General features: G+C 44.3%; 11 protein-coding genes and 1 tRNA gene. 4 read left to right on the top strand and 8 right to left on the bottom strand.

What is annotated here, in order from left to right; translation table 11 throughout:
- Positions 1–115: 115 nt before the first annotated feature.
- Complete coding sequence (locus FWF39_RS11230; RefSeq protein WP_343383530.1) at positions 116–1,000, bottom strand: hypothetical protein; 885 nt, start codon at positions 998–1,000, stop codon at positions 116–118.
- Between the two features lie 147 nt (positions 1,001–1,147).
- Here FWF39_RS11230 and FWF39_RS11225 point away from each other — a divergent pair, with 147 nt between their 5' ends.
- Both FWF39_RS11225 and FWF39_RS11220 read left to right on the top strand, forming a co-directional pair.
- Positions 1,148–1,276, top strand: a complete 129-nt coding sequence (locus FWF39_RS11225) for a hypothetical protein (RefSeq protein ID WP_343383529.1) — start codon at positions 1,148–1,150, stop codon at positions 1,274–1,276.
- 1 nt (position 1,277) lies between these two features.
- Positions 1,278–1,595 carry a hypothetical protein gene (locus tag FWF39_RS11220; protein WP_343383528.1) on the top strand — a complete coding sequence of 106 codons (318 nt, stop codon included), beginning with the start codon at positions 1,278–1,280 and terminating at the stop codon, positions 1,593–1,595.
- Positions 1,596–1,843: 248 nt separating this feature from the next.
- On the opposite strand, the gene FWF39_RS11215 is transcribed toward FWF39_RS11220, so the two are convergent.
- From FWF39_RS11215 to FWF39_RS11200, 4 genes are read right to left on the bottom strand one after another with little or no spacing between them, the layout of a single operon-like run.
- On the bottom strand, positions 1,844–3,031 hold the full coding sequence (locus tag FWF39_RS11215; RefSeq protein ID WP_343383527.1) for an AAA family ATPase: 1,188 nt from the start codon (positions 3,029–3,031) through the stop codon (positions 1,844–1,846).
- A 25-nt stretch (positions 3,032–3,056) separates the two neighbouring features.
- Complete coding sequence (locus tag FWF39_RS11210; protein ID WP_343383526.1) at positions 3,057–3,977, bottom strand: Snf7 family protein; 921 nt, start codon at positions 3,975–3,977, stop codon at positions 3,057–3,059.
- 38 nt (positions 3,978–4,015) lie between these two features.
- Positions 4,016–4,762, bottom strand: a complete 747-nt coding sequence (locus FWF39_RS11205; RefSeq protein ID WP_343383525.1) for a CdvA-like protein — start codon at positions 4,760–4,762, stop codon at positions 4,016–4,018.
- Positions 4,763–4,781: 19 nt separating this feature from the next.
- Positions 4,782–5,438, bottom strand: a complete 657-nt coding sequence (locus FWF39_RS11200) for a Snf7 family protein (protein WP_343383524.1) — start codon at positions 5,436–5,438, stop codon at positions 4,782–4,784.
- A gap of 224 nt (positions 5,439–5,662) precedes the next feature.
- Here FWF39_RS11200 and FWF39_RS11195 point away from each other — a divergent pair, with 224 nt between their 5' ends.
- Positions 5,663–5,890 (top strand): hypothetical protein, encoded by a 228-nt coding sequence (locus FWF39_RS11195; RefSeq protein WP_343383523.1) that lies wholly within the window; start codon positions 5,663–5,665, stop codon positions 5,888–5,890.
- A 208-nt stretch (positions 5,891–6,098) separates the two neighbouring features.
- On the opposite strand, the gene FWF39_RS11190 is transcribed toward FWF39_RS11195, so the two are convergent.
- The 3 genes from FWF39_RS11190 to FWF39_RS11180 all read right to left on the bottom strand — a co-directional run bounded on the left by FWF39_RS11190 (position 6,099) and on the right by FWF39_RS11180 (position 7,313).
- Positions 6,099–6,632 carry a hypothetical protein gene (locus tag FWF39_RS11190; RefSeq protein WP_343383522.1) on the bottom strand — a complete coding sequence of 178 codons (534 nt, stop codon included), beginning with the start codon at positions 6,630–6,632 and terminating at the stop codon, positions 6,099–6,101.
- Positions 6,633–6,829: 197 nt separating this feature from the next.
- Positions 6,830–6,907, bottom strand: a tRNA-Lys gene (locus tag FWF39_RS11185).
- 283 nt (positions 6,908–7,190) lie between these two features.
- Entirely contained in the window at positions 7,191–7,313 is a 123-nt protein-coding gene (locus FWF39_RS11180; RefSeq protein ID WP_343383531.1) for a CxxC-x17-CxxC domain-containing protein, read from the bottom strand.
- A 313-nt stretch (positions 7,314–7,626) separates the two neighbouring features.
- Between FWF39_RS11180 and FWF39_RS11175 the strand changes: the two genes are divergently transcribed.
- Entirely contained in the window at positions 7,627–8,274 is a 648-nt protein-coding gene (locus tag FWF39_RS11175) for a hypothetical protein (RefSeq protein ID WP_343383521.1), read from the top strand.
- The last annotated feature ends 157 nt before the right edge of the window (positions 8,275–8,431 follow it).

Below are 8,431 nucleotides of genomic sequence, written 5' to 3'. Positions count from 1 at the left end.
TTTAAAATACATCTTTAAAGTCAAAATAAACGACATATGGCATCTAAGTGAAGTCACCAAAAAAACCAACGACCTACTAGACACTCTAAACCTCCATATTACTTAAAACAGGAAGTTAGGGGTCGATAGCTTTCCACATAAGGGGGTTATCGAGACCTGAAGGATTATTAGCGGTTGGCCATTCCTGGTATATTAGTACTCCGTAGATTATAATCGGGTTAAAGTGGTTTTTCATTATGGAGGTTGAGGTAAACTGACTTTCTTGGTCGGAGGCAATTTCACCGCCTGGTTGACCACCAAACGATGTCGGCTTTGTCCAAAGTATATGAGAGCTTTTTGGCGCCTGACCGTATGGTTGAACGTTTCCTTGAGTGTCGTACCCGCCAGTTATGCTAAATGAAGGTCCGCCAAGACCCCACCAGTTTGAGCCAAGCTGTGCGCCCCAATCAAAGTTTGTTGAGTATATCGGTCGAGACCAGTATTCAGTCGGTAGCGGATTTTGTCCGGTTGTCGCTATCGGGTCTTGTTGTACGGTGAATGTCACTAAGGAACTTTCAGATCCAAGGTATCTGTCAGTATTTGTAATGTTTTGCCCCGGGTAAAATGCTTGCACAGTAAAGTTTCCAGTGATAGTTGGATAGTACGTCATAAATATTCCTCCTGTCGAGTCAGCTTGTTTTGGCCCAAAAGTTTCTTTCTTTCCATTGGGGTCGGTGATTACTATCGAGAGATCTTCATATCGACTACCGGCTGTACCCATGGCCGCTCCCTGATTTGGTTTAGTCATGAAGGCGTTAATATATACGGGTTGACTCACGCCAACTAGGTCCGGGCCAGCGTTAGCTATTATATAAGTTGGAAAATCTATTGTTTTTGCTGTTGGTATAGCTGTCATCAGTGTTCCAGTAGCAAACATGATTACCAAGACTGCGATGGCAATTTTTGATTTGATTCTTTTTATGTTTTTCATTTTTTCTTCTCCTATTTTTATCTCAAGCAATCACTTGCTCGATATATAAAATCCATATTCATTTCAACTTCTATATAAAATTATGGCATGTACCAGTAGTTCCGCAAGTGTGTTAATCCGTTAATGCTAAATTGAGAACCATACCTTACTGACGATTGTCAGGAAGGCCAACAAAGTATGGCTCACGGTATAAGTAGAAGCCTGATGGGGTTTCTCACCTTTTCGCAAACCCTCACACAAAAACACCGCCAAATCCCCACCCACTACAACGCCAAATACCAATCCCAAACCTCATACGATGCTTAACATGGCTCAGCCTCCAAAACAGCTAGCCCACAGCGGACTACGCCGCCTAACAAAAAAACTCCACCAAACTCACCCCAAAAAACACAAACCCAACCATCACCACCCGCCCTCCAAACCCGACAACGACACCTTCCTATACCGCCTAAAACAACTCAACCGCCACACAACACAAACCCGACTAAACAACCTCAACCGAGAAGTCCTACAAAAAGCCAAACAAAAAGGAACTTTCACCAAAAAAGTCACCCTAACAATCGACCTCACCTGTCTACCCTACTACGGCAAACTCACCCCCAGGCTTTGGGACAAAATTAATTGACACATGAAATACGGGGGTTTTAGGATTCTTCCAGCATCGGTCCACATCCGATGGGGAACTCATGAAACAAAATAATTACCAAGTAATAGACAGGACATGTAAGGGTAAAAAAGAAGCAGGTTGGTTTTAGTTTGTGGGGCTTGGAGATAGTATGAGGGGGAGAAGGGAGAGCGTGTTAAAATTATCGTTCTCCAGACCTTTCCACCCAACCATGCTTTTACTGTTTTCTTTTTTCTCCGTTTGTTTGTTTATAGTGCTTTGAATGCGTCGAACCATCGGTTGTAGTTTGTGAGCATATCAAGTGAGACGGATGGTTTGCGTTCTTCGAAGATTTGGCGGAAGTCAGCCATTGTTAGGGCACGGGGTTTGGCTTCTTTGTCGGTGGCTTTGCCGGATTCGAAGAATTCGCCGATTAGTTTTAGTTGGGCTGATTGGCAGACGTCGCGTATGTCGCTTCCGCTGAAGCCCTCTGCTAGTCGGGCTAGTTCGGTTAGGTCTACGTTGGTGTCTACGGTGAGTGTTTCGGTGTAGTGTTTGAGCATGTTTAGGCGTGTGGCGCTGTCTGCGAGGGGGACTAGGATACGTTTTTGGAATCTGCGTATGAAGGCCCAGTCTAGGTCCCAGGGTTTGTTGGTGGCGCCCATGATATAGACGTGGAGGGCTTTGCCTTTGTCGGCGATGCCGTCCATTTCTTTTAGGAATTGGTTTTTGACGCGGATTTCGCCGCCGACTTCGTTGCTGTGATTGCCCATCAGTGAGTCTAGTTCGTCGACAAAGACGATGGCGGGTTTGCCCTCTGTAGCTGATTTGCGGGCGGATCCGAAGAGTTTGGCTACGTTTTGTTCTGCTTCGCCTAGCCATTTTGACATGATGGAGGCGGCGTCAATGGAGTAAAAGTTGGCATCAATCTCGGTTGCGACTGCTGCGGCCAGTAGAGTTTTGCCGCATCCGGGTGGGCCAAAGAGTAGGATGCCCCGGGGCCAGCCAAGGGGGAATAGATCGGGGCGTTGGACTGGGTAGACGATTGCTTCTTTTACGGCTTTTTTGGCGACTTCTAGGCCGACGACTTCTGCCCAGCTGACTTTGGGTTTTTCGGTGACTACGAGTTCTTCGTTGGGTTTTGCAGATCCTCCTCCGCCGTTGTTGCCGTCCATGGTTGCGCCGCCGTTTTCGCCGTTTTCGTTTGCGGCTTCATTCATCTCCATGGGTGAAACTGCGCCTTGGAGGGCTTTTATGCGTTCTTGGTAGGCGATTGCTCGTTGGACATAAACCTTGTTTAGGCCGTACTCTGGGTAGAGTTGGACCAGTTGTAGTAAAGCTTCTATGGCTTTTTGGTATAGGGTTATAGCTCGGCCTTTTTGCCCTTGTTTGTCTAGCCGTACGGCGTCTAGGGCGTAGGCTGTTGCTGTTTTTTCTAATTCACTTGATGCACTCATGTTGTTGTTTGCTTCTCCTTTTCCCTCATTCAGGTGAGCGTAATTCTAGTTTGATTTTTCCTTTAGAGCCTAAATTCTCCAATGTTCGCTCGATTTCTTCGCTTGAGGTTTGTAGTTCTGAGGAACATCGGCTCAGATCGATTTCTCCTTTTGTTTTGCGTACATACGCTAGGAGGATTTCTTCAAATTCGGCGGTTGTTTTCTCAACTTTTACGGAGAATTCTTTGATTTCAGATTTTTTGTATGAGAAAAGTGTCTTCTCAGGGTCAAAGCTGGATTGTTCGATTGTTTGTTGGCCAAATACCTGGGAAGAGCTGGCTGTTAGGGCGACCATCTCGCGGATGGGTGCTTGGGGAATTTTTTCGATGAGTTTTTCTTTGAGTGGAGTGAGAGCTGGCGGTTCGGGGAGGGTCTCATTGATTTTTTGTTCAATAAAGCTTGAGACTTCTTTTAGGATTTCTTCGCCGGCTTCTGTTTTTCTGCCTACTGAAACTATATTCTCATCTGTGGTTAGGGTGGTTTGATGGAGAGTGTCTTGTATGGCAGAGTTAACATTGTTTAGTTCTGTGCTGACGTCTGGCAACACTTGGAAGAGTTCTTGGGAGACGTTTTGGAGTAGGTGGAGTGCGGGTTTGAGGTCAGCAACTATGTCGCCTAATTCTCTGATGGTTTCAAGGCGCATGACAACTCGTTCAATAGCTAGTTGGACGTTGTAGAGGAATTTGACGAGTTTGCGCACTTCAGAAATTTCTGTGGCGCACATGGTTGCTTTTTCTTTGTTATTTTTTTTGAGTGCGCTCATGCAGGTTTCAAAAAGAATACGGTCCCGCTCTTTTAGGCGGAAACTAGCCTGCTCTAGTTTGTTTTGTTGAGTTTTTAGGGTATAGATAGATTTGGTTGCGACTTCACGTACCGGAGGAGGGGCTTTGTTGGTTGGAAATTTCATGTTTGTCCCTGGGCTCCGAACGTTTGTCGTGGTTTTTCTTATAGACCAGTTTTGCCGATTTCTTTTACGTAGACAACAACTGGGGGTTCAGGTAATTTGGTGGCTGTGTTGGTGACTGTTTCAGCGTAGACTTTGTTGGTGACTGGTTGTTTGGGTGGAGGGGGCATTTGAGAAGTTGGAGGAGTTTGGTCGCCTAGGAGTACGCTTGCGAGTCTGCTCTTGGTTAGTTCATAGTCGGTTTTCTCTGAAGTTGCGCGGCGCAGGGTTTCTTGTAACAGGTTGAATGCTGTTTTGTAGCTTTCTTCGTCGACTTGGCCGATTTCATGTTCGATTTCGAGGTTTGCGATGGCATAGCCTAGGGAGGCGATTTCTTCTTGGCATCGCTCGATTTCTATGGCGGATTCGTCGATGATGATTTGGGCTTCTTTTTTGAGCTGGGTTAATACGTTTTCAAAGCTGCCGTGGAGTTCTTGGTAGATATCGGAGGTGATTTTCTTTTTGTCCACCAAGTCTTTTAGGGCTTCATCTTTGCGCCATATCAGGGGGATTTGGTCGCAGAGTGTGCCTGCTTGGGATTTAATTTTTGATATAAAGGTGATTTCGGCGCCGTTAAAGCGTAGGCTTTCCATGGGTTGTTTTTGGAATTGTCCATCGCTAAATTCGATGTATACTGCGTCGAATTTACCGTTGGGTGTTAGTGCGAATGAGGCAACTTTTCCGATTATGTGGCCGTATTCGTTTTTGATTGGTTTACCGATAGAAAGAAAAAGATTGGAGTTAGACATTTGCTTTTTCTCCTTCTATTTAGTATGTTTTGTCTGCTTGGGAAGCTGGGGAAGCGGGCATTCCTGGGGGTAGGTCTGGGAATTTGTCTTTTATCTTTTGTTCTGCAACTGTTGCTGCTTCAACTAGGATCTTTGAGGCATCTTCGTTGACTGCATCAAAGTTGAGAGTCATGCCGCTACCTTGGCCTGCTTCAATCATGATTCCACTAAGCATGTTACCAATTTCGCCTAGCTCATTTTCTGCTTCTGGGAAGACACTGCCTAAACCAGACCGTACTGAACGGAGTACGCCAACAGCTGGTCCGAGGGTGGAGACTACGTCGCCTAATTCGGAGACTGTTCTTAAGCGTAAGGTTATTTGTTCGAGTGCAAGTTTTGCATTCATAATTAATTTAGACATTTTTCTGACTTCTGCCAATTCGTTGGCAAAAACGTTTGCGCGGGCGCTGTCGTGCTTGGTGTATGCATCGACAATTTTAGCAAATATGGCTTTGTCTCTTTGGCCAAATCTGTCGGTTGCTTGATCGAGTTTTTGAACTTGAAGTTCAATACGCCTTACTGCAAAGTCAAGGCGTGGTTTTAGCGGTCCCGGCGGTTTAACTGCATCTTTGATGCGATTTGTGAAGGGCTCTTCGTCCCGTTTACTTTCCCACTTTTTAGCGAATCTGTCTGACAATTTAACTACCTCTTAGAGCGTAGAATGGCGGAAAATGAATTATACGTTGTTAATATGGCGACAATATGCACGTATATATGTAGGGATATACATGGCACTGGACAACCTATCAAGCTATATAAGATACTGTTAAACATCGCTTATACAATGGCGATTTTATACATGAACATGTAAGTTAGCCTAAAAAGAACCGCCACTCAATCAGCTACCAATAGGTGAAGTAAATGGCCAGCAGACTAAAAACGTTTGTCTTGATATTCCTTGTAGGCTTTATTGGCGGCATTCTAGCACTAGTAACATCAAAATACATCATTCCCTGGCTGGGAGAGGTTCTGCCAGCACTGGCAGATATAGGGTCCTTCATAATTGCTGGATTTGCAGGCGGAGTTATCACTGTCGTAATAGTATTTATCTGGGCCGCCCTATCCGGAAAGAAAGACAACAGCTACTAAACAACCCATCCCACCCTTTTTTACTCAAGGCCTCCAAAAAGGCCACTTGGACAACGACCCAAAACAGCCAATATCAAAAGAAACCAACCAGTATTTTACGCACAATTATTTATTTGGAATCATCACAACTACCGCAAAGAGAAATCAGAGAATACTTTAAGAGCCCTCGAAAAGGGTCATCAAAATAACAACTGACACACTACTCTACTTATTTGGTGTGTTTTTTTAAGAGTTCTTTTGCTCTCTCAGTGTAGTGATTGAGAAATGCTTCATTTTCTAGTTTGTTGCCTTCATTAAAGAAGTCGTCTATACCTTTGCCTAATGCTTTGCCTCTGGCGGTATGTTTATCGAGTGCAAACTCGGGAATGGCAAGAAATTTGCCCTCGGCTTCACGTTCCATATAGACTACCGTTTGAAGATCATCTGCAATACGGCTTTTTTGGCTAAAGCACAAACAGACTACCGCATCAACAAGAAATAACCGGGAAGAATTTTCGCCAAGTTTGGATTTCTCAGATGCATAATTTTTCTGTAACACATCAACCAAAATCGACATCATCGGATTTGCGGGGCCCACATCTTCACAGGCAATCACACGTAAACGGTTCCACAGCATCGTGGGATTAAATTCTTCAAGCTCAACCGCAAAATGAACCGCTTCATATTCCATACCACGACGAATACTTTTTTGCAGTGCACTTAGCAGCTCATAGTGATCATAACCATGCCTTGTATTAGCCAAATAAATCCCTGTTAAAGTGGGTTTATTGGATAAAAAACGTTTGCCAAATCACCAAAAGACAACGCTACACACAGAAAACAGCAAACACTCAAACAGCCATACAGAAGTAACCACAGAAATAAATCCCCCTTAATTGAAGATATCTAATAACAGTTTAAAAATTAGTTTACTTACAAAATCCAAATAGAGAGGATATATGGCGGGCCCGACGGGAATTGAACCCGCGACCTAAGGATTAAGAGTCCTCCGCTCTAGCCTGACTGAGCCACGGGCCCATGGAGGTTTTTCATATTCTGTTGTGCTTTAAAAACCCTTTGCAAGCCAAATCACATCCCAATATGCACAACACCGCCCAACTACAAGACGCTAGTTATACCACAAAACAACAGTTTCTTTGAGTTTGTGTATAAAATAGGGAACCGACAACAAAGACTGTTACCGCAAAACAGGTGATGACGTCCTCTTAAGGGCAAGCATAACACAAAGCCATAGAAGTGACGGAAAATGTTAAAAAATAAAAAAGAAAATTTAACTGTTGAAAGATGCTAAAGCTTGCGCTTAGTATCTTCTTGGTGGTCTACGCTTAGAGTAGCATTCTCGGCAGTAAACTGGTCTTGTACCGTCTGGCTTGAAAGGAACATCACATTCTTTCCCGCAGTCAGCGCAAGTTGCCTTGTGCATCTCTCTGTTACCATATGACATTTCGCTATTTCACTTCCTAATACATTGCTGTGCAACTGCTTTGCACATTATCCCCACATAAAGCCACTCCATACTTATAAATCACATGCTTTCCCACGGCAAATACTGCGACAAAAACACATCAAACTCGACTTATAAGACAGAAAGGCCCCCGCGCCTGAATAGTCAACCTAATATAGGTAAAACCCCCATATACGGGGATAATACGGATTTAGAAACCGGGTAAGAGAAAAAGCAGGAATCAACAGGAACCCCCCGCTTTTTCTTGGAATTTAGAACATGAGAGGGTAAATTGAGACAGAAAAAATCAACCTTAGGCGAACATCTCGCACTACTTTCAGTCAAATACAGTGTTTATCCAAACGAAGTTTTCCAAGCACTCGTATTAGCAAAACAGACAGAAAAAGTAGCTGTTTGCGGCAATCTCCACGTAGAATACCGCGGCAAAACCAAAGGCGAAACCATCTTTCTGATAACCAAAGACAGAGACGTCGTAGCACAATTCCGAGTAGAAGAAGAATTTCTACACCGAAAAGACAACCCCTTTGAGAGTTGGATGAACAGCGATAAAATCAAAAAGAAAATCGCCAAACAAAACACAGAATCCGTCTACATCCAAATCAAAGACCTACGAGCAGGCATGAAACGTATCAACATAAAAGCCGAAGTCCTCGAAATCCCCCAACCCACCCAGGTCCACACCCAATTCGGCAACAACATCCTAGTCGTAAACGCCATAGTAGGCGACGATACAGACAAAATCAACCTATGCCTCTGGGACGGACAAATCAACCAAATCAACGTCGGCAACTGGATTGAACTAAGAAACGGGCAAGTCTGCGTTTTCCGAGGCGACAGACAACTACGACTAGGCAAAAACGGCTCAATTGCCATAATAAATAACACACAAATCAAATCCCCCCTCGCCACCATCCGCTAAACCAAAACATCAATCAATCAATCAATCAATCAATCAACCAACCAACCAACCAACCAACCAACCAACCAACCAACCAACCAACCAACCAACCAACCAACCAACCAACCAACCAACCAACCAACCAACCAACCAACCAACCAACCAACCAACCAACCAA

Source organism: Candidatus Bathycorpusculum sp., assembly GCF_009778815.1.
Classification (GTDB): Archaea; Thermoproteota; Bathyarchaeia; order Bathyarchaeales; family Bathycorpusculaceae; genus Bathycorpusculum; species Bathycorpusculum hydrogenotrophicum.
The sequence above is the reverse complement of the archived record's forward strand: the minus strand, read 5'-3'. Positions and strand labels throughout refer to the sequence as shown.